This is a genomic window from Photorhabdus hindustanensis (assembly GCF_002968995.1).
GTDB lineage: Bacteria > Pseudomonadota > Gammaproteobacteria > Enterobacterales > Enterobacteriaceae > Photorhabdus > Photorhabdus akhurstii.
On sequence record NZ_PUWT01000191.1, the window covers coordinates 1 to 1,202 of the forward strand.

Genomic DNA, 1,202 nt, shown 5'->3' on the forward strand with positions numbered 1-1,202 from the left:
TTTTATACCTGGTATAAAGGCAAAGCTTATGCCGCCCGCTATCCCCAAGTAGGCATGGCAGAAAAAACTAATATTCTGTTCTTCAAAGTTTATGGCCTAGACGAAAATAATAACCTTGTCGGGCGTGGTTTTATCCCTAACGTCAGCAGTTATTCTTTTGCCTTCTTAAGTAGTGGCAATGATAAAGCGCTGGCAGTCGCCTTTATGGTGAAGTTTTTATTAAACGGCAAAGAAGCGGTCAGTAAGGTGGATTATAAACGCCGTGAGCCGCTTATCTGGTGGAGTAAAGATAAAAAACCCGCCGATTTAGACGCTCAAATTCCGTTGATTCTGGCAGAATTGGATCGCTTAGGTCCCCCTGATGAAGATCTTTCCGAATGAAGCAACGATTAAAAAACTTACTTAAAAAATGGTTTCCTACTATTCATCCACTGCCAGCCAAGCGGCTGGCATGCTGGGAAAAAGAAATTCTTGCAGTACCACCAGATATTAAGGATGCAGAAACCATTAAGCACGTGGAGATATTGGACTACCTTGATAATAAAGAATGTCATATTCGTAATACTCAACGCCGCGCCCGGAGTATTGCTTTAATTCCGGTTACACTGGGGATTATTAGTAGCCTGATATTAAACATTAATGATTTTATGGAGTCGCGAAAAAAAAAATGAAGCGTGGATACATAGTTGGGTAAATTTAGCTAAAAAAAATATGGTGAAGAATTTTATCTGCGAAATGACTTGCCTGACTATATGGAAGATGCTCGTTATATCGGCAACGATAAGGAAATCTCTCTGAAAAAATACCTGTACTATCGCTATACCTTTTACCCAAGTAGTTCCCGGCTTCTCATAATTGATATAAGTTTCCTACTACTCTATCTCCTGATTATTCCTCCTTTTGTCTGGGCCATCTTTTTCTTACGCCGTCAGGCACCATTAATTATCGATCGCGAACGGCAGATCTTTTATACTTGGTATAAAGGCAAAGCTTATGCCGCCCGCTATCCCCAAGTAGGCATGGCAGAAAAAACTAATATTCTGTTCCTCAAAGTTTATGGCCTAGACGAAAATAATAACCTTGTCGGGCGTGGTTTTATCCCTAACGTCAGCAGTTATTCTTTTGCTTTTTTAAGTAGTGGCAATGATAAAGCTCTGGCAGTCGCCTTTATGGTGAAATTCTTATTAAACGGTAAAGAGGCG

General features: G+C 40.3%; 1 protein-coding gene and 2 pseudogenes. All 3 read left to right on the plus strand.

The features are described from left to right. A pseudogene (locus C6H66_RS26315) lies at positions 1-381 on the plus strand (hypothetical protein); the annotation flags it as partial. Next, the gene (locus C6H66_RS25240; RefSeq protein ID WP_105397069.1) at positions 378-671 is read left to right on the plus strand and encodes a hypothetical protein; all 294 of its coding nucleotides are present in this window, start codon (positions 378-380) and stop codon (positions 669-671) included. The pseudogene C6H66_RS26315 and the gene C6H66_RS25240, both read left to right, overlap by 4 nt. A gap of 69 nt (positions 672-740) precedes the next feature. After that, positions 741-1,202 (plus strand): annotated as a pseudogene (locus C6H66_RS25245) (hypothetical protein); the annotation flags it as partial.

Excerpts from the sequence above, each read along its gene's own strand:
- C6H66_RS25240 (WP_105397069.1), top strand. The coding sequence starts at position 378 with ATGAAGCAACGATTAAAAAACTTACTTAAAAAATGGTTTCCTACTATT.